Source organism: Sphingomonas sp., from assembly GCF_031361285.1.
Lineage (GTDB): Bacteria > Pseudomonadota > Alphaproteobacteria > Sphingomonadales > Sphingomonadaceae > Sphingomicrobium.
This window is the reverse complement of sequence record NZ_JANMCO010000036.1, coordinates 43,228-68,067: the sequence shown is the minus strand read 5'-3', so window position 1 is coordinate 68,067 and position 24,840 is coordinate 43,228. Positions and strand designations below refer to the sequence as shown.

The following is a 24,840-nucleotide window of genomic DNA, read 5'->3' as shown; positions in this document are numbered from 1 at the left end:
TCTAGCCCAAACCATTTCACTATTCTCACCCAATGGTAGAGCATCCGACTGGCAACGCGCCAGTCGCCATTGCGCCCAATTTCCACGACTGCTAGTCGCCCCCGCAACGCGCGGCCCCGGTTTCAGGGTCCGCGACCAACCCACAATATCCTCGAAGGACGAAGCAGCATGGCCGACCAGGACCCGATCAATCGCGGAAATGGTTCCGGAGATCCGGAAAGCGATCCACAGGTCGCAACAATCGTTCAATATATCAAAGATTTATCAGTCGAAAGCCCAAGTTCACCGCAAGCATTCCAGTGGCAGGCCCAGCCTCAGTTGGAGGTGCAATTCAACATTAACGTCAACGCCGTCGCGGACGACGTCCACGAGGTTATGCTCAAGATCGAAGTGGCGGCGCGCTCGGAACAGGGTGTCCATTTCCTGATCGATTTGAGCTATGCTGGCCTCTACGGCCTGCGCAATTTCCCGCAGGAGGCGTTGCCGCCGTTCCTGTTGATCGAGGCGCCCCGCTTGCTCTTTCCATTCGCGCGCCAAATCATTGCTGATGCCGCGCAGAACTCAGGATTTCCAACCCTGTTGCTCGACCCGATCGACTTCGGTGCCGCCTACATGGCGCAGCTGCAGGCAACCGAGCAGGCGCAGGTCGACTCCGGCGGCAATGGATCGACGGGAGAGACTGGCGGCGAAGCGAGCTTTGGTGGAGAATCGAGCGGCGATGCCGAGCCAACCGACGCCACCGACGACGCCTGAGCCGCGTCCTCAGCGCAAGCTCGCGCCGGTGAACCTGATCAGGGCCACCGGAACGATCGGCGGCCTGACGTTGGTCAGCCGAATCGCGGGGTTTGCCCGCGAAATGCTAATGTCGCGGGTGATGGGCGCGAGCTGGCAGGCCGATGCCTTCTTCGTCGCCTTCCGTCTCCCCAACACTTTCCGCCGCTTGTTCGGTGAAGGCGCGTTCTCGGCTGGCTTCGTGCCGCTTTACAGCCAGCGGTTGCACGGCAAGGACGGCGAGGCCGAGGCCAAGAATTTCTCCGAGGAAGTGCTGGCGGTATTTGCTCCAACGTTGATCCTGTTCACGCTGGTATTCGAAGTCATCATGGGGCCGTTCGTCGCCCTTCTTTCCGGCTACCATGGCGAGAAGCTTGCGCTGGCGACCTTCCTGACCAGCATCACCTTCCCCTACCTGATCCTGATCAGCCTGGTTTCGCTGTTTTCGGGCATCTTGAATTCACTCGCCAAGTTCACCGCCGCCGCCTTCGCTCCGGCGCTGCTCAACCTGGCCATGTTGTCAGCGCTGATCTTCGTCCCGACCGGCGGCCAGGTGACCGCCACCGCGCTGGCGATCGCGGTGACCGCCGGCGGCGTGTTGCAGATCGGGCTGCTGATGGCCGCCTGCGCCCGGGCCGGCATCGTGCTGAAGCTACGAAGACCCCGCATGACCCCCGGCGTCCGTCAATTCGTTCGCGTTGTCATTCCGGCGACGCTAGGTGCCGGCGTCTATCAAATCAGCGCTTTCATCGACACCTTCTTCCTGACCCGGATCGGCACCGGCGCGATGAGCTATTTCAACTATGCCGACCGCTTGAACCAGCTGCCGCTCGGCGTGATCGGGGCAGCGCTTGGCACCGCTATCTTGCCGCAGGTCAGCCGCCACGTCGGCGCCGGCGAGGCGGACAAAGCAGCGCGTGTCCAGGGCCAGGCCGCCGAACTGGCGATGCTGTTGTGCTTGCCCGCGGCACTCGCGTTGGCGGTCAGCGCCGGGCCGCTGGTGTCGGCGCTGTTCCAGGGTGGGCGATTCAGCGCGGGTGACGCTTCGATCACCGCCCTGACACTGGCGATCATCGTCATGGGCCTCCCCGCTTATGTGCTGGTCAAGGTGCTGACGCCAGGCTTCTACGCGCGCCAGGACACGGCAACTCCGGTCAAGACCGCAGGCATTGTACTGCTGGCCAATATTGGCTTGAATTTCGCGTTGATCCCGCGGTTCGGGATTGCCGGCCTCGCTTCGGCGATCGCAATTTGCTCGTGGCTCAATTGCGTGATCCTTTATGTGATCCTCCACCGGCGCGGGCATTTCCGGATCGAGGCGTGGCTCGCCTCGCGCATTGTCCGGCAGCTGATTGCCGGGGCGGCGATGGTCGCGGCCCTGGTCATCATCCGGATGGTCCTTGCTGACTGGTTCGCGGGATCGGTCGGGCATCGCCTGGCCGGCGTGATGGCCATCGTTGGCGGTGGCATGGCGGTCTATTTTCCGCTGGTGTGGGTACTCGGCGGCACCGACAAGAACGAGCTTCGATCGCTGTTGAAGCGCAGGAGGCCCTACACCGATGCCGGGTGAAGCCGACCGTCCGCCGATGCGCGTCGTCTCCGGCATCCAGCCGACCGGCGACCTGCACCTCGGCAACCTTTTGGGGGCAATCCTGCGCTGGGTGCGGATGCAGGATGAAGCCGAATGCCTCTATTTCCTGGCCGACCTGCACGCGCTGACCGTCGACGTCGATCCGGTGCAGCTGCGCGCGAGCGTCCGCGAAATGGCAGCGGCGCTGATCGCCAGCGGTATCGACCCGAAAAAGTCGATCGTCTTCGCCCATAGCGCGGTTCCGGCCCACGCCGAGCTGGCCTGGATCCTCGGCTGTACGGCGCGCATGGGCTGGCTCAACCGCATGACCCAGTGGAAAGACAAAGCCGGCAAGAACCGCGAGGGCTCGTCGCTCGGACTGTTCGCCTATCCGGTGCTCCAGGCGGCCGACATCCTGCTGTATCGCGCGACCCATGTGCCGGTCGGCGACGACCAGAAGCAGCACATCGAACTTTCGCGCGACATCGCGATCAAGTTCAACACTGACTTCGACGTTGATTTGTTCGTGCCGCCGGAGCCGTACATCGGCGGCGGATCGGCCGCGCGCATCATGTCGCTTCGCGACGGCAATGCGAAGATGTCCAAGTCCGACCCGTCGGACATGAGCCGGATCAACCTCACCGACAATGATGAATTGATTACACAGAAGATTCGCAAGGCGAAGACCGATGCCGAGCCGCTGCCCGACGATTCGACGCTTCTCGATTCGCGTCCAGAAGCCCGCAACCTCGTCGGTATCTATGCCGCGGTAACCGACGAGAGTGTCGAGCAAGTGCTCACTCGCTTTGCCGGCCAAGGCTTCGGCGCCTTCAAGCCGGCGCTGGCCGACGCGGTGGTTGCGCTGGTTGCGCCCTTGAGGACGCGGCTCGAGGAGTTCCGTCGTGATCCCGCGATGCTCGATAAATTGCTGGCGGACGGCGCCGGCAAAGCAGCGGCGCTAGCTGCCCCCACCCTGGCGCGAACGTATGACGCCGTCGGCCTGTCCCGGTCGCGCAACGCTTAATCGACAGTTCAGGCCAGTTTCGATATTAAGCGTCCGGATATCCACAGGATTTTCGACTCGAGGCACGCCATGAACAGCATCACCAAGTTGGCCGGGGCCATGCTCATTGGAGCAAGCGCGATCGGCCTATCGGGCTGCGCAACCGGTTTCCCGACCCAGGTTGCCCGTTATCAAGCCATGCCGGCGCCCGCCGGGCAGACGTTTTTTGTTGTGCCGATGGATGCGCGCCTTAGCGGCAGTCTCGAGTTCCAGAGGTTCGGCAGCTACGTTGCCCAGGCCATGGCCGCGCAAGGATATGCGCCCGCAGCCAGCGCGCAGGCGGCCAGTCTGATCGTCAACGTCGGCTACGGCGTCGACCGGGGAACCACCGAATACGTTTCCGACCCCTTCGCATACGATCGGTACGGTTTTGGCGGGTTTGGCTACGGCGGATTCTACCGTCCTTCCTATTCGCGTTTCGGCCTTTACCACAGTCCCTTTTACTACGGCTGGGACGATCCGTTCTGGTACGGTGGCAACGACCGCCGGTATATCGAGTATAAGAGCAACCTCGATCTCGACATTCGTCGCAAGGGCGACAACCAGTCGGTTTTCGAAGGCCACGCCCGGGCGCGCTCGTCGACCGATGACCTCAATCGGATCGTGCCCAATCTGGTCGAAGCGATGTTCACCGGGTTCCCGGGCCGCAATGGCGAGACGGTCAAAATCACCGTGCCGCCGCCCGGACGTGCTCCGGCGCAGGCGCGCGCATACTGAAATCGATTGAGCCGAGGACAAGGCAGCAGGCCCGGTCGGATCGCTCCGGCCGGGCCTTTACTTCGGTTATTCGGGATACCGGAGAAGTTGGTGCGCTCAGCCCTCGAGCTGGCGAGTCAGAAGCCGAATGTCGGCGTCGAGTTCGGCGTCGTTGGCGCGCAATCGTTCGATTTGCTTGACCGCATGAATGACGGTGGTGTGATCGCGGCCACCGAAACGCCGGCCGATGTCGGGCAAGGACTTCGGCGTCAACTGCTTCGACAGATACATTGCAACCTGGCGCGGACGGGCGACTTCGCGGGCCCGCCGGGCCGACGTCATCTCGGCCTTGCGAATGCGATAATGTTCGGCGACCTGGGTCTGGATTTCGTCGATCGAAATGCGCCGCTGGTTAGCCCGCAAGACATTGGCGAGGACTTCCTCGACGAAGGCGACGTCAATCGCGCGCCCGGTCATCATTGCATAAGCGGCGATGCGGTTCAAAGCGCCTTCCAGCTCGCGCACGCTCGAGGTCACCCTCCGGGCCAGGAAGTCGACCACATTGCGCGGCATCGCGACGCCCGGGAGCGCGCCCAACTTGGCTTCGATGATGTTGAACCGAAGTTCGAAATCGGCGGCGTTGATGTCGGCGACCAGGCCCCATGACAGCCGCGAGAGGATGCGCGGAGCAACGCCATCGAGGTCCTGCGGGGCACGGTCCGAAGTGATCTCCAGCCGCCGTCCGGCGGTGATGATCTCGTTCATGGTGTGGAAGAATTCCTCCTGGGTGGAATCCTTGCCAGCGATGAACTGCACATCGTCGATCAGCAACAGGTCGGCGCTCCGCAAGCGACCCTTGAAGCCGATCGTATCATTCGCTTTCAACGCCCGGATGAACTCGACCATGAACTTTTCGGCCGACATCGACACCACTCGCTTGCCGGGGTGGGTAGCGAGAAAACTGTGGCCGATCGCGTGCAGCAGATGGGTCTTGCCGCGACCGGTGCCACCGTGAATGAACAAGGGATTGAAGCTGACCGCAGTGGCGCTGGCGAGGGTCCGCGCGGCGGTGGCCGCGACCTCGTTGGCCTTGCCGACAATGAAGGTTTCGAACCGATAGCGCGGATCGAAATTGGGCGCCGACGGATCGCGCACGGCAATCGGCGGCGCCGGGACTTCCTCGAGGATCAACAGCGGCGATGGCCGCGGAGCGTCAGCGGCGGCGGCGACTCGAACTTCACGCACGATTGGCAAGATCGTCCGCCAGGCGAGCGTCAGCCGTTCGCCAAAGTGGGAGCGAACCCAATCGGCCATGAATTGGCTTGGCATGAGGATTTCGAGACAGCCGCTATCTGGCTCGAACTCACCAAGCATTGCGGGCTTCAGCCAGCCGTCGAAGGTACGGACGCCAAGGTCACGCCGAAGGCCGCTGCGAATCGAATCCCAGGCTGCCTCGAGCGGTGCTGCGATAGGTGGGTCGGCGAGCTCCGAAGACGAGAATGTTCGATCGCCTTGCACTTGCCCGCCTGCCTCCTGTCTCCGTTGGCCGAGACAAAAAGAACCGCTGCGCCCGACCGAAAGTCGCAACGCCTGTGATTGTTTCTCTCTCTTGCCCCCCGACGCTTGACTCGCGCCCGGAGGAACGTTTCTGGAAGCCTCTGGCCAAGCTTTCAAGACAAGTTTTTTCACAAAAGTGAAATAATCAGCCTTGACAGTGAAAACCCTCGGAAAGCCGGGACAGTCGCAGGAATCCGGGATTTTCTGGCTAAGCTTAATTGTGCAGATCGTGCGAATCGCCGGAAATGCTCGCTTTTTTGAAGGTCCCGATTCAGGACCAAACCGCAGCGCATCCCCGTTATTCCAGACGCGGGTTTCAATGTCCCTTTTTGAGGCAGAGACTTGGCCCGGTTTAGCCCAGCGTGGCGACCCTTTTGGACAGTCGCGAGAATTTGCGGGCGGCGGTATTCTTGTGAATGACGCCCCGGGCAACGCCGCGCGCGAGCTCCGGCTGAGCTTCTTTCAGCGCCTTGGCGGCGTCGTCTTTCTTGCCCGCAGCGAGCGCCGACTCGACGGCCTTGATGAAGGTCCGGATGCGGCCGACTCGAGCGCCGTTGATCTCGGCGCGATTTGCGTTGCGGCGGATGCGCTTCTTGGCTTGCGGCGTGTTCGCCATCGAAAAGTCCTCGGGTTTGTCTGGTCAAAAGAAAAGCGGCGCGCGCCCATGGGCCGCACCGACGTCGCGCTCCCCTACCGGCTAGGGCAATTCGGGTCAACCAGCGGCCCGCAGGCTGAACCTCTTAGCGTTGGCAGCTCGGGCAATAGAACGTCGAGCGCCCGCCCTGGACGATTCGATTGACCGCCCCACCGCATGGACATGGCTTGCCCTCCCGATCATAAACATCGAACCGGGACGAGAAGTAACCGAGCATTCCGTCGGGACTGACGAAATCCCGCAGGCTCGACCCACCTGCGGCGACTGCCTCGCCAAGAACTGCCGGGATCGCCGTCGCCAGCCGCGCGAGCCGGGCCAGCGAAATCGAGTCGGCCGTCCGCGCTGGGTGGATGCCGGCACGAAACAGCGCCTCGCAGGCATAAATGTTGCCGAGGCCGGCAATAATCCGCTGGTCGAGCAAAAGCGGCTTAATCGGCGCCCGTCGGCCTTCAAAGGCACGCTTGAACCAACGCGCGTCGAGATCGGGATCAAGGGCGTCGGGTCCAAGCGCGGCGAATGGCGGCCATTCTGCAAGGTCGTCGGTGGCGACAAGATCGACCGAACCGAACCGGCGGGCGTCGTTGAGCACCAGCCGCCTCCCGTCATCCGTATCGATCAGCAAATGATCATGCGGACCAAGGTCCTGGGGATCGATCCGCCAGTGGCCGGACATGCCAAGATGAAAAACCATGGTGTCGCCGCGGTCGGTGCCGATCAGCCCATATTTGGCGCGGCGGCCAAGGCTGATCACCGAGGCGCCGGTAAGCCGCTGACCCAAGTCTTGCGGAAAAGCCCGGCGCAGGTCCGAGCGGCGAGTTTCGACGCGCGCCAGGCGACGGCCGTCTAGCACGCGGGCCAGGCCGCGAACGGTGGTTTCGACTTCGGGAAGCTCGGGCATCGCCCGCGATATGGCGAAGGGACGCCAAGCCCGCTAGAGGCACCGCTATGAGCGACAAGGTCAATTTTGGCGACGAGCTGGTCGACCCGGATGAGAAGACCCGCCGCGTCGGCGCGGTCTTCAGCTCGGTCGCGCGACGCTACGATGTGATGAACGACCTGATGTCGGGCGGCATGCATCGGCTGTGGAAGAACCGCTTCGTCGCCCGTGTGAAACCGCGTTCGGGCGAGCGCATCCTCGACATGGCCGGTGGCACCGGCGACATCGCCTTCCGAATGGCCAAGCGCGGCGCCAAGGTGACCGTCGCGGACATTAATCCGGACATGCTCGGCGTCGGCCAGGAGCGATCGAAAGAGCGCGGCATCGAGGGTCTCACGTGGCGGGTCGAAGACGCGGCGCAGCTGACAGTCGCCGACCGCAGCTTTGATGCCTACACGATTGCGTTTGGCATCCGGAACGTCACCGATATCAATGCAGCGCTGGGCGAAGCCTTTCGCGTGCTGGCCCGCGGCGGGCGCTTTTATTGTCTCGAATTTTCGACCAGCGACTGGCCAGGGTTTGCCAAACTCTACGAATCCTATTCGAGCGCCGTCATCCCGCGCATCGGCAAGGCGGTCGCCGACGATGAAGCGAGCTATCGCTATTTGGTCGAATCGATCCGCCGTTTTCCCAAGCCCGACGCGTTCCGGCAAATGATCGCCGCCGCCGGTTTCACTCGCAGCGCTTTCGAACCAATCCTCGGCGGGCTAGTCGCGATCCACAGCGGCTGGAAGATTTGACCGCTTCGGTTACCCATCTGTGGCGCCTGCTCAAATGGGGCCGGACGCTCGCCCGCCACGGCGCTCTGAAGGGCATCGAGGCCGATCCCCTGACCCCGCCGCAGGTCCGCCGGCTAGTGAAAATCGTTAGCTTCGGACTGTCGGCTCCACCCACACCAGACTACGCCAAGGCGCTGCAGGAGATCGGCCCGGCCGCGATCAAGCTCGGCCAGGCGCTGTCGACCCGCCCTGACCTGGTCGGCGACCGCGCGGCGGAAAATCTGTCGCGGCTCCAGGACGACCTTCCGCCCTCTCCTTTCCCGGCGATCAAAGCGACGATCGAAGCCGCGTTCGGCACGCCGCTCGACCAATTGTACGCAAGCTTCGATCCAGTTCCGATCGGTGCCGCGTCGATCGCCCAGGTGCACCGCGCCGTGACCACCGAGGGGCACGACGTCGCGGTCAAGGTGCTCCGGCCAGGCATCGAGGAGGAGTTCGCGCAAGCGATCGAAACCTACGAATGGGCGGCCGCGCATGTCGAAAATAGCGGCGGCGAGCTTGAGCGGCTGCGGCCACGGCTAGTTGTGGCGCATTTCAAGCAATGGACGGCGCGCGAACTTGACCTGCAGCGTGAGGCTGCGTCGGCCTCGGAATTGCGCGAGAATATGGTCGCCGAGCCGGGCTTCTTCGTTCCGGAGATTGATTGGCAACGCACGGCCCGGCGAGTCCTGACGCTCGAATGGCTCGACGGGGTCAAACTGAACGACCGCGAGGCGCTGGTCGCCGCCGGCCACGATTGTAAGGCGCTCGCCGCGATCCTAGTTCGCGCTTTCCTGCGCCAGGCAGTCGTCGACGGCTTTTTTCACGCCGACCTCCACCAGGGTAATTTGTTCGCGCTGGCCGACGGACGGATAGCCGTCATCGATTTCGGGATCATGGGGCGAATCGACCGGCGGGCGCGGATGTGGCTGGCGGAGATTCTGTACGGCCTCATCACCGGCAATTACCGACGCGTCGCCGAAATCCATTTCGAGGCGCAATATGTGCCACCGCATCATAACGTGGAGGAGTTCGCAACCGCATTGCGGGCCGCCGGCGAGCCGATCCGGGGCTTGCCGGTCAAAGACATCTCGGTCGGGCGGATGCTCGAAAGCCTGTTTGCGATCACCCGCGACTTCGACATGCCGACCCAGCCGCACTTGCTGTTGCTGCAAAAGACCATGGTGATGGAGGAAGGCGTCGCCACCAACCTCGATCCCGACATCAACATGTGGGAGACCGCCGAGCCGTTCCTCAAGGACTGGCTGCGGTCGGAACTTGGCCCCGAAGCCTATCTTGCCGACCGCATAATCGACGCGGTGCGAGCGTTGAAACTGGTCCCGCAACTCATCAAACGGATCAACGAATATTACCCGCCGCGCGGAGCCGCCCCGCCGCCGCCACCGCTGCCCGCCATTGCGGTCATCGAGCGGCGCTATTGGTGGGGCTACGCACTAGCGGGTGCGGTCGGGGCCGCAATCGCCGTATTTCTAATAATCATTGTTTAATTCTATAGGAAAGGTGTTGAGATGCTTCGTTTTTTCGTCAGACTGGCAATCTTGGCGCCGGTTGCTATGACAGCCGTGCCCGCAATCGCAGCCACCGCGCCTGCCGCCACCGGCCACACGCAGCTCGTGCAATTGTTCGCCGAATGGCGGTCGTTCAACCATCCGCGAATCGTCCGCGGCAAGCCCGATTATTCGGCGCGGGCAATGACCGCCAAGGCCGCGCGCTTGCCCGATTTTCGGGCGCGTCTGGCAGCCATCGGCACGGCGGGCTGGAGTGCGTCCCAACGCGGCGACCATCGCCTGGTCGAAGCTGAGATGAACGGGCTCGACTTCTTCCTGCGCGTGCTTCGCCCTTGGGCCCGCGACCCCGGATTTTACCAGACTGTGTTTGCGGAATTGAGCGACGTGCCCGCGCATGAGGGCCCGTCGGCCGAGCCCAATGTCGATTTGCACAATTTCACTTACCCGCTGACGCCGGCCGACGATGTCAAGCTGACGGAATTGCTGGACGCAGTGCCAGCTCTGCTTGCCGACGCCAAACGCAACCTCGCCGCCAGCCAGGCACATGATTTGTGGGCCTATGGCGACCGGGCATTCATCGAGCAGGCCGAAGTGCTCGAAAAGCTCGAGGCGGGGACGCTGGTCATGAACGACCTCGGTGGGAAGCGCAGCGCGAGCCTTGACGGCGCCAGCCCCGGCTTGCGCGCCGCGGTCCAGGACGCCCGGCTGGCCAGCGAGGAATTCGCGCGCTGGGTCAAGGCCGAAGCGCCGCGCCGCGGCGGCCCGTCGGGCGTCGGCAAGGACCATTATAACTGGTACCTCAAACGTGTCCTGCTGAGCCCTTATGATTTCGACCAGCAGCAGACCTTGCTCCAGCGCGAGCTCGACCGCTCGCTTGCCTCGCTCCGGCTCGAGGAAGTTCGCAACCGCGCGTTGCCGCCGATCGCGGAAATCAGCGACTCCGCCGCCTACCGCCGCTTCGGCGAAGCGCATAACGAGAAGCTCTACCGCTTGCTGGTCGATGCCGGCTTCATTGCCGACCAACCTTATTATCGCTCGGCGCTGACTGCCCAGCTTGGCGACTACACCCCGCCCGCCGAGCGCAATTTCTTCACGCATGTCACCGCGCTCGACCCACTGCCCCTGTCGAGCCACCAGACGCACTGGATCGAACTTGCGCGGCTGCACCACGAGCCGCATCCGAGCCCGATCCGACAGACTCCGCCCTTGTTCAACATCTTCGAGGACCGCTCCGAAGGCTGGGCAACGGCGATGGAGGAATTGGTCGCGCAGGCCGGCCTCTACGACGACATCCCGCATGGCCGCGAGCTGGTCTGGATCATGCTCGCCAACCGCGCCGCGCGCGGGCTCGCCTCGCTGCGCGTCCAGTCGAACGAGATCGGGCTCGACGAGGCCGGCAAGTTTCACGCCGCATGGACCCCGCGTGGCTGGTCTGACGCGGCGAGCCGCCTCGTCGGGTTTGAGCAACTGCTGTACCTGCGCCAGCCCGGCTACGGACCCAGCTATATCATCGGCAAGCTCCAGCTCGACCGGCTGCTCGCCCAAGCCGCGCACCGCGCAGAACAACAAAAGATGCCGTTCGTGTTCCGCGACGCCTTCGCCGCAATCCTCGATTCCGGAATCGTCCCACCGGCAATCATCGAGGATGAGGTGGCGGAAGTGGCGCCCAAACGCTAGGCCGAAACGCATGGCCCGCGTCCTGCTCATCGTCGGCGGCGGCATTGCCGCCTACAAGTCGCTCGAACTGGTGCGGCTTTTGAAGAAGGCCGGCCACCAGGTGACGCCTGTGCTGACCAAAGGCGGCGAGCATTTCGTCACTTCGATGACCTTGGGAGCGCTGGCGCAGAGTCCGGTTTACACCAGCCTGTGGGACCTCAAGGACGAGGTCGAAATGGGCCATATCGAATTGAGCCGCGCGGCCGATTTCGTGCTTGTCTGCCCGGCGACCGCGGACCTGATGGCGAAGATGGCGCACGGGGTCGCCGACGACCTCGCCTCGACCTTGCTGCTGGCCACCGACAAGCCCGTGGTGGTCGCGCCAGCAATGAATGTGCGTATGTGGCTGCACCCCGCGACCCAGCGCAATGTCGCGCAGCTCAAGGCCGATGGCGTCATGGTCATTGAGCCCGACGAAGGCGACATGGCGTGCGGCGAATTCGGACCGGGGCGCCTGCCCGAGCCGTCGGCGATTATGGCCTGGCTCGGCGCCGAGTTTCTGACCGCCAAGTGACCATCCACGACAAGCACATACTCGTCACCGCCGGCCCCACCCACGAGCCAATCGATCCGGTTCGCGTGATCGCCAATCGGTCATCCGGACGCCAGGGTTTCGCCATCGCCGCCGCCGCCGCTGAGGCCGGCGCGCGGGTGACGTTAATCGCCGGTCCGGTCGCTTTGGATACGCCCGCTGGAGTGACCCGCATCGACGTCGAAACCGCCGAGCAGATGGCCGACGCGGTGATGCGCGCCCTGCCCTGCGATGCGGCGATCATGGTCGCCGCCGTGGCCGACTGGCGGGTCGAGCCGTCCGATCAGAAGCTTAAGAAAACCGCGGGCCGATTGAGCCTGAATTTTACCCCGACCCGCGACATCCTCGCCGAATTGGGTGTCAGTCCCAACCGCCCGCGATTGCTGATCGGTTTTGCCGCGGAAACCGATGACGTCGTCAATAATGCGATCGCCAAGCGCATTGCCAAGCGCGCCGACTGGATCGTCGCCAATGACGTGTCGGGGGGCGTAATGGGCGGCACGCACAATCGGGTTCACCTCGTCACTGCGCAGGGAGTCGAGGATTGGCCGGAAGCCGACAAGGGCGAGGTCGCGCGCCATTTGGTTGAGCGGATCGCGAAGGAAATCGGATGATCGAGATCAAGTTGAACCGCCTGCCTCATGGCGACGGCCTGCCGCTACCCAAATATGCGACCGAGGACGCGGCCGGGCTCGACATTGCTTCGGCCGAGGAACTGACGCTTGAGCCCGGCGCCCGGCACGCCTTCACCACCGGCTTCGCGATCGAGATCCCGCCTGGCTACGAGGTCCAGGTCCGGCCGCGATCCGGCCTGGCGATCCGGCACGGCATTACCTGTCTCAACACCCCCGGCACGATCGACAGCGATTATCGCGGCGAAGTAAAGGTGATCCTGATCAACTTGGGCGCCGAGCGATTTGCAGTCGCTCGCGGCGAACGGATCGCCCAGTTGGTTCCGGCGCCGGTGCTTCGGGCGCAGTTTACGGAAGAGATGAGCCTTGCCGAGACCGCCCGCGGGAGCGGCGGCTTCGGTTCCACTGGCAGATGAGCCTCAGCGACTCCGAGCTCGAGCGCTATGCCCGGCACATCGTGCTGCCGCAGATCGGGGGGCCGGGCCAGCGCATATTAAAGACGACGCGCATCGCTCTGGTCGGCGCGGGCGCGATCGGCAGTGCGGCCATCCCGGCGCTGGCCGCCGCCGGCATCGGCCGGCTGACGATCATCGACGACGATCTGATCGAGCTGTCCAACCTGCACCGCCAGCTGATTTATCGCGAGGATCAGGTTGGCGAAGGAAAAGCCACAGCCGCTGCGGGCTTTTCGCGCAATCTCAACTCATTCGTCGAAGCCAAACCGGTCAATTGTCGAATAATCGACGACAATGCGCGAGAGTTACTCGCAGACCATGACATAGTGCTCGATGGAAGCGACAATTTCGCCACCCGCCTGACGGTCAACCAGGCCTGCGTCGCATTGGAGATTCCGCTGGTTTCAGCGGCCGCCGCGCAATTTCAGGGACAAATCGCGCTATTGCGTGGCTGGGAAGCAGGCCAGCCTTGCTATCGCTGTTTCGTCGGCGATGCCTTCGACCGCGACGATTGCGACAATTGCGCCGAATTGGGCGTGCTTGGTGCATTGACCGGTGCGGTCGGCCACCTTGCCGCACTGATTGCCTTGCGGTCGCTCCTGAAAATCGGTGATGATGCGGCCGGCAAGCTGTTTGTGCTGGACGCGACCGCGCTAAGCTGGCGTTCAATCGCGCTGCCCAAAGACGGCAAATGCAGAACGTGTGGGGGAATCAATGCGGCGACTGCATGACCTGGATGCCAAAGACCGCGAGATCCTCGCCCTTCTGGAACTCGATGGACGACGCGCTAATTCGGAGATTGCGCGCCTGACCAGCCTGTCCGCGCCGACAGTCGCGGAACGGATCGCCAGGTTGCGCGATATCGGGGTGATCAAGGGATTTACGGTCGATATCGACCCCGCCCGGGTCGGTCTGCCGATTTCGGCGATTATCGAATTCCAGCCGCGCAGCAACGATGACGAGCGGGCGGTTACGGCCATCAACAGCCACCCAGCGGTGCAGTGCTGCTACCGGGTTACCGGACCGACTTTGCTGGTGCTGATCGTGCGCGTGGCCGACAATGCCGCGTTGACCAGGCTGCTGGCGGAATTCACCCACTACGGCGATACCAAGACCGCCGTCATCCTGTCGACCGAGTTGGACAAGCGCTACTTCTTTGCCGACGCGGCTATACAACCTGCACCTTAGCATCGTCATGGAAATGTGTCGGAAAACTTTCATCCTGACCCCAAAATCGGGCCGCACTGTTTAAGAACGCATGGTTTCAACGCCCCAATTCGATAGATTCAAACTTCGGACTTTGGACTTGGGGATGTCCATGAAATTGGCGGCGCTTGTACTTGCGGTTGCGGTTCCAACGCTTGCCGGTTGCGCTGGCAAGCCTCCCGCGCCGATCGCCGAGCTTCAGGATCCGCAGGCGGTTGCGGATAAGTTGCTCGCGGTAGACCGCGCATTCTCCTCGCAGGCTGCGGATCAGCCAATCGCCACAGCTCTGCCGGCCATGTTCGACGATGCAATCGTCATGCCCTTGCCGACCGGAACCTTCGCCACTGGCAAGGCGGCGGCTACCGCGGCGCTTGCCGCGAACCCGGCCAACGTCGCCGCGAAAGCGCAGTGGGCCCCGGTTCGAGCGGGTGTATCGGCCGACGGCACACAAGGCTTCACTATTGGCTTCATGACCATCCGCGAGGACGGCAAGCCGGATCGGCGCGCCAAATACCTCGCTTACTGGATCAGTGGCGCCGATGGCTGGCGCGTCGCGGCCTACAAGCGCGCGGGCAGTCCAACCGGCGATGTTCGGACCGAGCTTCGACCGGCGGCATTGCCGTCGCAAATGTTGCCGCCGACAAATAATCCGGCGGTGATTGAAGCCCATCGCGCCAGCCTGGCGGCAACCGAGACGGCGTTTTCCGATCGGGCGCAGCTGATCGGACTGGGCCCCGCATTCGTCGAATTCGGCTCGCAAGATGCAATGAACATGGGCCAGGGTCCCGACTTCACGTTCGGCAATTTGGCAATCGGAGGTGGAATGCCGCCTGACCCCAAAAGTCCCGTCATCTGGGCGCCAGACCAAGGAACGATGGTCGCGTCGAGCGGAGATCTGGGCGTCACCTGGGGGTTTATTCGACCGCTCACGCCTCCTCCGCCCGAACAATTAGCAACAATTCCGTTCTTCACAGTGTGGCACAGGGTATCGCCCCAAGCGCCCTGGCGCTACATCGCCGAATAGCGTCTCAGGCTTTTCGGCGACGGGCCCCGCGAGAACCCCTTTTCGCGGGGCCCTTTTCTGCCTTGGCGTCGATCCATTCGACCGCCTGTTCGATCGTCACCGACTTCGGATCGCTGGTCTTGGGCAAAGTCGCATGGGTGGTTCCGTCGCTGACGTACGGACCATAACGCCCTTCCAACACCTTGATCTCCTTGCCGCTGGTTGGGTGCAGGCCAAGAACGGCGATCGGCTCGCGCGGCCCGCCCCGCTTACCGGCGCCCGAAGCGGCATCGGCGAGCTTGGCAACCGCGGCGTTCATGCCGGTCTCGAATACTTCCGCGGTTGTGCTCAAGCGCGCATATTTGCCGTCGTGGAGCAGATACGGGCCATAACGGCCGATCGAGGCGCTGATTGGGTTCCCGGTTTCGGGGTGCGGGCCAATGGTCCGCGGCAGCGACAGCAGTTTCTCCGCCCATTCGAGCGTCAGCCCGTCGGCTGAAACGTCCTTGGGCAGCGACGCGCGCTTGGCGTCCTTGTCCTCGCCCTGCTGGACATAGGGACCGAAGCGGCCGGTCCGCAGCGTAATGCCATTGCCGAGTTCGGTTGGTCCCTCGCTAGCCCCGTCGCCGGCCGCCGCTTGCCCGAACTTCTGCGTGAAGCGGCATTCGGGATAATTGGAGCAGGCGACGAACGCACCGAATGTGCCTCCGCGCAGCGACACTCGCCCGTTGCCGCACGCCGGGCATAGGCGCGGGTCGGAGCCATCCTCGCGCACCGGGTAGAGCCACGGCGCAAGGAATTCGTCGAGCGCGGCGGTGATCTCGGAGGGCTTTTGCTCCATCACTTCGCCGGCCAGCGGCTTGAAGTCGCGCCAGAAGGCGGCGAGCAGATCCTGCCAGCCGGCTCGCCCGCCGGAGACGTCGTCGAGCCCCTCTTCGAGCTCAGCGGTGTAATCGTAGCTCACATAGCGTTCGAAGAAGCGCTCGAGGAATGCAGTGACCAGGCGACCGCTCTCCTCGGGCACGAAGCGGGCCTTGTCGACCCGCACATATTCGCGGTCCTTCAGGGTCTGCAGTGTCGCCGCGTAGGTCGACGGCCGGCCGATGCCGAGTTCCTCGAGCCGCTTGACCAGGCTCGCTTCGGAATAGCGCGGCGGCGGCTGGGTGAAATGCTGGGTTGCCTCGACTCCGGTCTTGGCCGGGGCGTCGCCTCTGCGCAGCGCCGGCATCAGTGCCGCGTCCTCGTCATCCGGCTGCTCGTCGCGGCCTTCTTCGTAGAGCGCGAGGAAACCGGGGAACAGCACCACCTGCCCGCTCGCCCGCAGCGCCGCGCGCCCGGCGCCGTCGGTCAAATCGATGGTCGTGCGCTCGAGCCTGGCCGAGGCCATCTGGCTCGCCAGCGCGCGGTTGTAGACCAGGGTGTAGAGCCGCGCGTGGTCACCGCTCGCGGCGGAAGCATTGCCGAAGTCGGTTGGGCGGATCGCCTCGTGCGCTTCCTGCGCGTTCTTGACCTTGGTGGTGTAGTGGCGTGGCTTGTCGGGGACGTAGCCGGCGTCATAGCGGTTGGCGATCGCGCGGCGCGCATCGCTGACCGCTTCGGGCGCCATGTCGACGCCGTCGGTCCGCATGTAGGTGATCAGCCCGTCCTCGTAGAGCGACTGGGCGACGCGCATCGTGTGGCTGGCCGCGAAGCCCAGCTTGCGCGCCGCCTCTTGCTGCAGAGTCGAGGTTGTGAACGGCGGCGGCGGGTTGCGCCCGAACGGCTTGGTTTCGACCGACGCGACCGTGAAGTGCCCCGCCTCGACCACCGTTTTTGCCGCGTCGGCGTCGCCCTGGTTGCCGATCGACAGCCGGTCGAGCTTCTTGCCGTCGAGTTGAGCAAGGCGGGCAATAAAATGCTGACCGTCGGCTTCGAAGGTCGCATGGACCGACCAATATTCCTGCGACTTGAACAACTCGATCTCGCGCTCGCGGTCAACGATCAGTCTGAGCGCCACCGACTGCACCCGGCCCGCCGATTTTGCGCCCGGCAGCTTGCGCCACAGGATCGGCGACAGCGTGAAACCGACCAGATAATCGAGCGCGCGGCGGGCGCGGTAGGCGTCGATCAGATCCTCATCGAGCGCGCGAGGATGCGCCATGGCGGTCGTCACCGCCGATTTGGTAATGGCATTGAAGGTGACGCGCTCAACCTTGGCCGGGAGCGCCTTCTTGGCCCGCAGCACTTCCAGGACGTGCCAGCTGATCGCCTCGCCCTCGCGGTCGGGATCGGTGGCAAGGATCAGCGTGTCGGCCTTTTTCGCTTCGTCGGTGATCGCCTTCAACTGCTTGGCGCGGTCGGGCGAAGGCGTCCACAGCATCGCAAATCCATCGTCTGGATCGACCGATCCATCTTTGGGCGGCAGATCACGGACATGACCGTAACTGGCCAGCACGCGGTGACCTGGCCCCAGGTACTTCTCGATGGTTTTCGCCTTGGCCGGCGATTCAACGACAACAAGCTTCATAATTGGCCCTCACGCATACGCGTATAGGGTGAGACACTCGGATTCCGGTCGTCAAGTGGCGGTTGATGCAAGGCAAGCTTCGGTCTTAAAGCGCCTGAATGACCGAGCTTCGAGCCGACCGCCTGACTCTCCGCCGGGCCCTGCCCGGAGACCTCGCCGCCATGCATGCCGTGCTCTGCGACGAGCAGGCGATGCTTTATTGGTCGACCGGGCCACATGCGGACTTGGCGGAGACCGAGCGTTGGCTGGAGTCGATGATCTCCGCGCCTGCTGGAGAAAGCGACGATTTCGTGATTACGGTAAACGACGAGGTGATCGGCAAACTGGGCGCATGGCGGCTGCCCGAGATCGGGTTCATCCTGCGCTCCGACCAATGGGGTCAGGGCTATGCAGCCGAAGCGATGCGGGCCTTCCTCAATCACATTTTTCGGTCCCGGAACGTTGATTTCCTGACCGCCGACGTCGACCCTCGCAACGAGGCGGCGCTGCACTTGCTATCCAATCACGGGTTCGTCGAGACCGGCCGCGCCTCCGCTACTTGGAACACGCATATTGGCGTCTGCGACAGTGTCTACCTGCAACTCGACCGCAACAGTTGGCTTAGCGCAAACTGACCTTGCCGCCAGCGTGGCGGTCGAGGCGGCCGGCGAGGTCGAGCTCCAGCAGCACCATTTGCACCGCGCCGCTTGGAACGCCCGACAGGCGGATGACCTCGTCCACAGGGACCGGACTTGGGCCAAGCAATTCCTCGATCGCGCGGGTCGCCGATTCATCGCATTCGGTGGGCGCAATGGGTGCCTCGTACGGCACCGGCGCGGACTCGACCTTGACTTCGAACGGCCGGATCGCCTCCATCACGTCGGCCGCCGACTGAACCAGCGTCGCGCCGTCCCGGATCAGTTGGTTGCAGCCCTGCGCCCGGGGATCGAGGGGCGAGCCCGGGACCGCCATTACCTCCCGCCCGGCCTCCGCCGCCAAACGCGCTGTGATCAACGAGCCCGAACGCGGCGCCGCTTCGATGACAACTGTGCCCGCGCTGATCCCGGCAATGATCCGGTTGCGGTACGGGAAGTGCCTCGCTCTCGGTTCGGTGCCGGGCGGCATTTCAGCCAATACCAGGCCGTGCTCGAAAATTGCTTTTTGCCGTTCCTGATTTTCGGGCGGGTAGAAGATGTCGATGCCGCCGGCGACGATGCCGATCGTGCCGCTGTCGAGCGAACCGTCATGGGCGGCGCTGTCGATACCGCGGGCAAGGCCTGAAACCACAACTGCGCCCTGCTGGCCGAGCCCATGCGCCAGCCCGCGAGCAAAGCGGCACGCCGCCGCCGACGCATTGCGCGCCCCGACGATCGCTACAGCAAACCGCTCGAGCAGCCCGAGCTGACCTTTGGCCATCAGCAAGGGCGGCGCATCGTCCATCTCGCTTAACAAGCGCGGATAAAGCCCCTGCCCGAGAATCAAATAGCGCGCGCCAAGCGTCTCGACCCTGGCGATCTCGCGCTCGGCATCGCCGCGGTTGAACAGGTTGGGGGAACGTCCGCCGCCGCGCCGGGCCAAATCGGGCACCGCTGCCAGCGCCGCCGCGGCATCGCCGAAGCGCGCCAGCAATTGCCGGTAGGTAATCGGGCCGATGCCCGGCGAGCGAACCAGCCGCAACCGATCGATCAGATCGTCGCTCAAACTTTTCCCTTCCCAATGCGAGGCTCGGTTCCCGCCCGCAGGCGGACGATGTTCGTCCGGTGTTTCCAGAAGACGAGCAGGGCGAAACCGAGCAGCATTGGGAAGTAAGTTTCTTGGTCAAGAATGGCGGCGGTGATGGGTGCACTGGCGGCAGCCGTAATTCCGGCGACCGACGAGATGCGGACGATGACCAGCACGCCAAGCCAGACCACCGCGTACACCAGCGCTGCTATCGGCAGCAGCGGGATCAAAATACCAAGCAGCGTCGCAACCCCCTTGCCGCCCCGGAACTTCAGCCAAATCGGGTAGAGGTGGCCAATCAGCGCTCCGGCGGCGGCAAAGCTTTCGGCCCCCGGCCACAATCTGCGCACCAGCAGAATTACGGCGGTCGCTTTCACGCAGTCGAGGACCAATGTCGCGGCGGCAAGACCCTTGCCTCCGGCACGCAGAACGTTGGTTGCGCCAATACTGCCCGATCCGACATCGCGCACATCGCCTTTGCCCGCGAAACGGGTCAACAACAGCCCAAACGGGATCGACCCGAACAGATAGCCGAGGAGCAATGCATAGAGGAGTTCAGGAGCCATGAAGCGACTTTCGTAGCAAATCGAGCCGCTCCGCAACAATCCCGCTCTTGCCGCGGACCGACCACCACGCCAAACGCGCTCCATGGATCCCGCCGCTCCCCTATTATTTTTCGATTCCGGCGTCGGCGGATTGACGGTGCTGCAGCCGACGCGCGCGCTGCTGCCCAACGCGCCGATCGTCTACTTCGCCGACAGCGCCGGCTTTCCGTACGGCGCGCGCAGCGAAGCGGACATTGCGAAGCGAGTGCCGGCCCTGCTTGCACCCGTCGTTGAGCGCTTCCACCCTCGACTGGTGGTGATCGCGTGCAACACGGCCTCGACCATCGCCCTCACCACGGTCCGCGCTGCCCTCGACTTGCCGGTAGTTGGCACGGTCCCGGCGATCAAGCCCGCGTCCGAAATGTCCAAGAGCCGTGTCATCGGCGTGCTCGGGACCCAGGCCACCGTTCGCCAGCCCTATGTCGACGACCTCGCCGCCCGTTTCGCCGCCGATTGCACGGTGATCCGCCACGGCTCGCCCGAACTGGTCGAACTGGCCGAGGCCAAGCTCGCCGGCGTGGCGGTCAGCGTCGAGGCGGTTCGCGCCGCCGTGCAGCCGTTGTTCGACGCGGAACGCGCCCGCGAGATCGATGTCGTCGTCCTCGCTTGTACGCATTTCCCATTGCTCGACGAGGAGCTTCGCGCCGCTTTCCCCGGTGTAGCGCTAACCGACGGCGGACCCGGCATCGCCCGCCGCATCGCTTTTTTGACGCGCGATCAGTCGTGGCCGTCTGAGCCATCTCCCGGCATCGCATTGTTCACCGGCGCCGCGCCCGGCGGACCGTTGCTCCATTCGCTCGCCAGATTTGGCCTTGAAGACGTCCGCACGCCGTGACCTGTTGCGAGTCGTTCGCAATGGAATTGCCAGCTCTGCAGAGCTAAGGGGCGCGAGAAGAGCCAGGGAAGCTTCGAAACAGTTGGATTACGACCGCATCTTCAGGTCCGCGATCGAGCGCCTTCACGACGAGGGCCGCTATCGCGTGTTCATCGATATCTTGCGGACCAAGGGCTCGTTCCCCGACGCCCGCTGCTTTGCCGGCCACAACGGTCCCAAGCCGATCATTGTGTGGTGTTCCAACGACTATCTCGGCATGGGTCAGCATCCGTCCGTGGTCGAGGCGATGGAAGGCGCGCTGCACGATGTCGGCGCTGGTTCGGGCGGCACCCGCAACATCGGCGGCAACACCCATTACCACGTCGACCTCGAGGCCGAGCTGGCCTCGCTGCACGCCAAGGAAGGCGCGTTGCTGTTCACGTCGGGCTATGTGTCGAACGAGGCGGCGCTGTCGACGCTCGGCAAATTGCTGCCTGGCTGCGTGATTTTTTCCGACGAACTGAACCATGCGTCGATGATCGCTGGCATCAAGAATTCGGGCTGCGAGAAGCGCCTCTTCCGCCACAATGACCTCGACCATCTTGAGCAATTGCTCGCCGCCGAGGACCCCGACGCGCCCAAACTGATCGCCTTCGAGAGCGTCTATTCGATGGACGGCGACATTGCCCCAATCGCCAGCATCTGCGACCTGGCAGACCGCTACGGCGCGCTGACCTATCTCGACGAAGTCCACGCGGTCGGCATGTACGGGGAACATGGCGGCGGCATTTCCGAGCGCGACGGCGTCGCCCACCGCATCACCCTGATCGAAGGCACGCTGGGCAAAGCGTTCGGCGTGATGGGCGGCTATATCGCGGCCGACCGCAACATCGTCGATTGCATTCGCAGCTATGCGCCCGGATTCATCTTCACCACCTCGCTTTCGCCGGTATTGGTTGCCGGCGCGCTGGCAAGCGTACGCCATTTGAAGCAATCGTCGGCCGAGCGCGACACGCAGCAGGCGATGGCCGCCACACTCAAGTCCAAGTTCGCCGCCGCGACCCTGCCACTGATGCCCAGCGTCACCCACATCGTGCCGCTGCTGGTCGGCTGCCCGGTCAAGGCCAAACGGATAAGCGACATCTTGCTCGCCGAATACGGTTTGTACGTCCAGCCGATCAATTACCCGACCGTTCCCCGCGGTACCGAGCGCTTGCGCTTTACGCCGGGGCCCTGTCACACGGCGGCAATGATGGACGAGCTGACCAAGGCACTGGTTGAAATCTGGGATCGGTTGGAACTCAAACTCGCCGCCTGAGGCTGGCGAATCCTAGCGGCATCGCCTAGATCGTGGCGATGCGCATCGCCCTCGCCGCCGACCATGCCGGGTACGTCCTGAAGGACGAGCTTGCGGGCTGGTTGCGTGATGCGGGCCACGATGTCCTCGACCTTGGCACCAATGGCCCGGAAAGCGTCGATTACCCCGAATATGGCGCCCGGCTGGCCCGCGCCATCGTTGCCGGCGAGGCGGAGCGCGGCATCGCGGTGTGCGGCTCAGGCATCGGCATATCGATCGCCGTCAACCGGTTCACTGAATGCCGTTGCGCGCAGGTCAACGAGCCGCTCTCGGCCGAGCTGGCGCGGACCCACAACGACGCCAACGTCATCGCGCTCGGCGCGCGGCTGATCGGCAGCGACATGGCCAGGGCGTGCGTCTCTGCCTTCCTCGACACGACCTTCGCCGGCGGGCGCCATCAGCGGCGCGTCGACCAGCTTTCATCCCTCCTGCAGGACAGCGACTGATGGCCACCGCGGCGAACTTGAACGACGTCCAGCCCGAAGGCTTTTTTACCCGGCGATTGAGCGATGCTGACCCGGCGGTGGCTGACGCGGTCCGTGCCGAGCTCGAGCGCGAGCAGACCCAGATCGAGCTGATCGCCTCGGAAAATATCGTCAGCCGCGCGGTGCTCGAAGCCCAAGGCTCAGTGCTGACCAACAAATATGCCGAGGGCTATCCGGGGCGCCGCTATTACCAGGGGTGTGGACCGTCAGACGCAGTCGAGACGCTGGCGATCGATCGCGCCAAGCAATTGTTCGGCTGCGGTTTCGCCAACGTCCAGCCGCACTCGGGGGCGCAGGCCAATGGCGCGGTGATGATGGCGCTGTTGAAGCCAGGCGACACCATCCTGGGCATGAGCCTGGCGGCCGGCGGGCATCTGACCCACGGCGCTCCGCCGGCGCAGTCGGGCAAATGGTTCAACGCCATTCAGTACGGCGTCCGCCCCGACGATCATCTGGTCGATTTCGACGAGGTCGAACGCCTGACGCGCGAGCACCAACCCAAGCTGATCCTTGCCGGCGGTTCGGCCTATCCGCGCTTTCTCGACTTCGCCCGGTTCCGGGCCATCGCCGACGAGGTTGGTGCGATACTGTTCGTCGACATGGCGCATTTCGCCGGGCTGGTCGCGGCGAGCGAGCATCCGACCCCGTTTGGTCACGCCCATGTCGTCACCACCACCACCCACAAAACCTTGCGCGGTCCGCGCGGCGGCATGGTCCTGACTGATGACGAAGCCATCGCCAAGAAAGTCAATTCGGCGGTCTTCCCGGGCTTGCAGGGCGGGCCGCTGATGCACGTCATCGCTGCCAAGGCAGTCGCGTTCGGCGAGGCGCTGGAGCCCGGGTTCAAGACCTATGCAAAAGCGGTGATCGCCAACGCCAAGATGCTCGCCGGGCGTTTGAAAGAACGCGGCGCCGACTTGGTCGCGGGCGGCACCGACACGCATTTGGCGCTGGTCGATCTGCGGCCACTCAAGCTCACCGGCCGCGACGCCGATGAAAGCCTCGAGCGCGCCGGCATCACTTGCAATAAGAACGGCGTACCGTTCGACCCGCTGCCGCCGATGCAGACCAGCGGCATCCGCGTCGGCTCCCCGGCCGGCACCACCCGCGGTTTCGGCGAGGCCGAGTTCAGGGACATCGCCGACATGGTTGCCGACGTGCTCGACGGGCTGGTTGCGAACGGCCTCGAAGGGAATGGCGCAGTGGAAAAGACGGTCAACGTCCGCGTCCGCGAACTCTGCGCCCGCTTCCCGATCTATCAGGACTGATATTGATGCGCTCACGCGCGCTCGGCGCCGGCCCGCGCCCCCACCCGCCCACCCCGTCAGACTATCCGCGATGGGTGGCCGGGTGGGGGTGCGGGCCGGTGCGGTCTTCGGACGAAGACTGATGCGCTGTCCGTTCTGCGCGCATGAAGACAGCCAGGTCAAAGATAGCCGCCCGTCCGAGGATGGCGCGGCGATCCGGCGGCGGCGCCAGTGCGAGGGCTGCGGAGCGCGCTTCACGACCTTCGAGCGGGTCCAGCTGCGCGATCTCACGGTGGTCAAGAAGGACGGCAAGCGCGAACCGTTCGACCGCGCCAAGCTCGAGCGCGCCATCGGCCACGCCTGCCGCAAGCGCGACGTGGATGCAGCGCGGATCGAGCGGTTGATTTCGGGCATCCAGAGGCAGCTGGAGACACGCGGCGACGAGGTCACCGCCGACATGATTGGCCAGGCGGTGATGGACGGCCTCAACGCCATCGACCACGTTGCCTACATCCGTTTCGCGAGCGTTTATAAAGACTTCAGCGAGCCGGGTGATTTCGCCGACATTGCCGAAAAGGTCGGCGAGCAACCGGCAACCGATGCCCCGAAAGACGACAAACTGCTTTAGTTGACTGCGCTCGAGAGCTGGAAGCGCGGGATCGCAACGTCGAATGCGCTGCCGTCCTCGTCGACCATGCGAAAGGCGCCGCTCATCGATCCGGTCGGCGTATCGAGCGGGCAGCCCGAGACGTAATCGAAGCTTCCGTCGGGCCCGATCAACGGCATTTCGCCAACCACGCCTTCGCCATGAACTTCGTGGACAGTGCCGCGGCCGTCGACGATCCGCCAGCTCCGCGACAGCAGCTGGATCGCCCGGTCGGAGCCATTCTCGATCCGCACATGGTAGGACCAGAACCATCGCTCAGATGACGGATCCGATTGCTCGGCGAGATAGCTCACCGCGACCCGCACCGAAATGTCACGGGTCGTCGCGACATTCGGGAACAACATCGCCATGGTATCGGTCGCGGTCACATCCCGATGC

24 protein-coding genes and 1 pseudogene are annotated in these 24,840 nt (G+C 64.0%); 18 read left to right on the top strand and 7 right to left on the bottom strand.

Annotation, left to right across the window (positions count from 1 at the left end):
• The first annotated feature begins 168 nt into the window (after positions 1-168).
• The 4 genes from secB (at position 169) to RMO25_RS03715 (ending at position 4,121) form a co-directional block, all read left to right on the top strand.
• Positions 169-753, top strand: a complete 585-nt coding sequence (gene secB / locus RMO25_RS03730) for a protein-export chaperone SecB (protein WP_309661260.1) — start codon at positions 169-171, stop codon at positions 751-753.
• Entirely contained in the window at positions 719-2,341 is a 1,623-nt protein-coding gene (gene murJ / locus RMO25_RS03725; protein ID WP_309661259.1) for a murein biosynthesis integral membrane protein MurJ, read from the top strand. Before secB ends, murJ begins: the two co-directional genes overlap by 35 nt.
• 16 nt (positions 2,342-2,357) lie before the next feature.
• Entirely contained in the window at positions 2,358-3,365 is a 1,008-nt protein-coding gene (trpS, locus tag RMO25_RS03720; RefSeq protein ID WP_309661364.1) for a tryptophan--tRNA ligase, read from the top strand.
• Between the two features lie 69 nt (positions 3,366-3,434).
• The gene (locus RMO25_RS03715; protein WP_309661258.1) at positions 3,435-4,121 is read left to right on the top strand and encodes a DUF4136 domain-containing protein; all 687 of its coding nucleotides are present in this window, start codon (positions 3,435-3,437) and stop codon (positions 4,119-4,121) included.
• 96 nt (positions 4,122-4,217) lie between these two features.
• On the opposite strand, the gene dnaA is transcribed toward RMO25_RS03715, so the two are convergent.
• The 3 genes from dnaA to mutM form a co-directional block, all read right to left on the bottom strand.
• Complete coding sequence (gene dnaA / locus RMO25_RS03710; protein WP_309661257.1) at positions 4,218-5,618, bottom strand: chromosomal replication initiator protein DnaA; 1,401 nt, start codon at positions 5,616-5,618, stop codon at positions 4,218-4,220.
• A 391-nt stretch (positions 5,619-6,009) separates the two neighbouring features.
• Positions 6,010-6,273 (bottom strand): 30S ribosomal protein S20, encoded by a 264-nt coding sequence (gene rpsT, locus RMO25_RS03705; RefSeq protein WP_309661256.1) that lies wholly within the window; start codon positions 6,271-6,273, stop codon positions 6,010-6,012.
• 124 nt (positions 6,274-6,397) lie between these two features.
• Positions 6,398-7,210, bottom strand: a complete 813-nt coding sequence (gene mutM / locus RMO25_RS03700; protein WP_309661255.1) for a bifunctional DNA-formamidopyrimidine glycosylase/DNA-(apurinic or apyrimidinic site) lyase — start codon at positions 7,208-7,210, stop codon at positions 6,398-6,400.
• Between the two features lie 47 nt (positions 7,211-7,257).
• On the opposite strand from mutM, the gene RMO25_RS03695 reads away from it, so the two are divergent.
• The 8 genes and pseudogenes from RMO25_RS03695 to RMO25_RS03660 all read left to right on the top strand — a co-directional run bounded on the left by RMO25_RS03695 (position 7,258) and on the right by RMO25_RS03660 (position 15,101).
• Complete coding sequence (locus tag RMO25_RS03695; RefSeq protein ID WP_309661254.1) at positions 7,258-7,989, top strand: class I SAM-dependent methyltransferase; 732 nt, start codon at positions 7,258-7,260, stop codon at positions 7,987-7,989.
• Positions 7,986-9,515 (top strand): 2-polyprenylphenol 6-hydroxylase, encoded by a 1,530-nt coding sequence (gene ubiB / locus RMO25_RS03690; protein WP_309661253.1) that lies wholly within the window; start codon positions 7,986-7,988, stop codon positions 9,513-9,515. The genes RMO25_RS03695 and ubiB overlap by 4 nt, the downstream gene beginning before the upstream one ends.
• Positions 9,516-9,590: 75 nt before the next feature.
• Positions 9,591-11,213 carry a DUF885 family protein gene (locus RMO25_RS03685; RefSeq protein ID WP_309661252.1) on the top strand — a complete coding sequence of 541 codons (1,623 nt, stop codon included), beginning with the start codon at positions 9,591-9,593 and terminating at the stop codon, positions 11,211-11,213.
• A 10-nt stretch (positions 11,214-11,223) separates the two neighbouring features.
• Positions 11,224-12,398: pseudogene (gene coaBC, locus RMO25_RS03680) on the top strand (bifunctional phosphopantothenoylcysteine decarboxylase/phosphopantothenate--cysteine ligase CoaBC).
• Positions 12,395-12,832, top strand: a complete 438-nt coding sequence (gene dut / locus RMO25_RS03675; RefSeq protein ID WP_309661251.1) for a dUTP diphosphatase — start codon at positions 12,395-12,397, stop codon at positions 12,830-12,832. The pseudogene coaBC and the gene dut overlap by 4 nt, the downstream one beginning before the upstream one ends.
• Positions 12,829-13,602, top strand: a complete 774-nt coding sequence (locus RMO25_RS03670) for a HesA/MoeB/ThiF family protein (protein WP_309661250.1) — start codon at positions 12,829-12,831, stop codon at positions 13,600-13,602. The genes dut and RMO25_RS03670 overlap by 4 nt, the downstream gene beginning before the upstream one ends.
• On the top strand, positions 13,586-14,059 hold the full coding sequence (locus RMO25_RS03665) for an Lrp/AsnC family transcriptional regulator (RefSeq protein ID WP_309661249.1): 474 nt from the start codon (positions 13,586-13,588) through the stop codon (positions 14,057-14,059). The genes RMO25_RS03670 and RMO25_RS03665 overlap by 17 nt, the downstream gene beginning before the upstream one ends.
• Before the next feature lie 124 nt (positions 14,060-14,183).
• Positions 14,184-15,101, top strand: a complete 918-nt coding sequence (locus RMO25_RS03660; protein ID WP_309661248.1) for a hypothetical protein — start codon at positions 14,184-14,186, stop codon at positions 15,099-15,101.
• Between the two features lie 4 nt (positions 15,102-15,105).
• Here the strand turns inward: RMO25_RS03660 and topA are convergent, their stop codons facing one another.
• Complete coding sequence (gene topA / locus RMO25_RS03655; RefSeq protein WP_309661247.1) at positions 15,106-17,586, bottom strand: type I DNA topoisomerase; 2,481 nt, start codon at positions 17,584-17,586, stop codon at positions 15,106-15,108.
• Between the two features lie 98 nt (positions 17,587-17,684).
• Between topA and RMO25_RS03650 the strand changes: the two genes are divergently transcribed.
• Positions 17,685-18,200 (top strand): GNAT family N-acetyltransferase, encoded by a 516-nt coding sequence (locus RMO25_RS03650; RefSeq protein ID WP_309661246.1) that lies wholly within the window; start codon positions 17,685-17,687, stop codon positions 18,198-18,200.
• Here RMO25_RS03650 and dprA read toward each other — a convergent pair.
• Positions 18,187-19,266 carry a DNA-processing protein DprA gene (gene dprA, locus RMO25_RS03645; protein WP_309661245.1) on the bottom strand — a complete coding sequence of 360 codons (1,080 nt, stop codon included), beginning with the start codon at positions 19,264-19,266 and terminating at the stop codon, positions 18,187-18,189. The two genes, RMO25_RS03650 and dprA, sit on opposite strands and share 14 nt — an antisense overlap.
• Positions 19,263-19,853 (bottom strand): glycerol-3-phosphate 1-O-acyltransferase PlsY, encoded by a 591-nt coding sequence (plsY, locus tag RMO25_RS03640; protein WP_309661244.1) that lies wholly within the window; start codon positions 19,851-19,853, stop codon positions 19,263-19,265. The genes dprA and plsY overlap by 4 nt, the downstream gene beginning before the upstream one ends.
• Positions 19,854-19,935: 82 nt before the next feature.
• Here plsY and murI point away from each other — a divergent pair, with 82 nt between their 5' ends.
• The 5 genes from murI (at position 19,936) to nrdR (ending at position 24,423) form a co-directional block, all read left to right on the top strand.
• Positions 19,936-20,727: a glutamate racemase gene (gene murI / locus RMO25_RS03635; RefSeq protein WP_309661243.1), complete on the top strand. Its 792-nt coding sequence runs from the start codon at positions 19,936-19,938 to the stop codon at positions 20,725-20,727.
• Between the two features lie 82 nt (positions 20,728-20,809).
• A complete protein-coding gene (hemA, locus tag RMO25_RS03630; RefSeq protein ID WP_309661242.1) occupies positions 20,810-22,024 on the top strand; it encodes a 5-aminolevulinate synthase in 1,215 nt (404 codons plus the stop codon).
• 38 nt (positions 22,025-22,062) lie between these two features.
• Positions 22,063-22,509, top strand: coding sequence for a ribose 5-phosphate isomerase B (gene rpiB, locus RMO25_RS03625; RefSeq protein ID WP_309661363.1), 447 nt, complete (start codon positions 22,063-22,065; stop codon positions 22,507-22,509).
• Positions 22,509-23,816: a serine hydroxymethyltransferase gene (locus tag RMO25_RS03620; RefSeq protein WP_309661241.1), complete on the top strand. Its 1,308-nt coding sequence runs from the start codon at positions 22,509-22,511 to the stop codon at positions 23,814-23,816. The genes rpiB and RMO25_RS03620 overlap by 1 nt, the downstream gene beginning before the upstream one ends.
• A gap of 121 nt (positions 23,817-23,937) precedes the next feature.
• Entirely contained in the window at positions 23,938-24,423 is a 486-nt protein-coding gene (nrdR, locus tag RMO25_RS03615) for a transcriptional regulator NrdR (RefSeq protein WP_309661240.1), read from the top strand.
• Here the strand turns inward: nrdR and apaG are convergent.
• Entirely contained in the window at positions 24,420-24,812 is a 393-nt protein-coding gene (gene apaG, locus RMO25_RS03610; protein WP_309661362.1) for a Co2+/Mg2+ efflux protein ApaG, read from the bottom strand. The two genes, nrdR and apaG, sit on opposite strands and share 4 nt — an antisense overlap.
• Positions 24,813-24,840 lie beyond the last annotated feature (28 nt).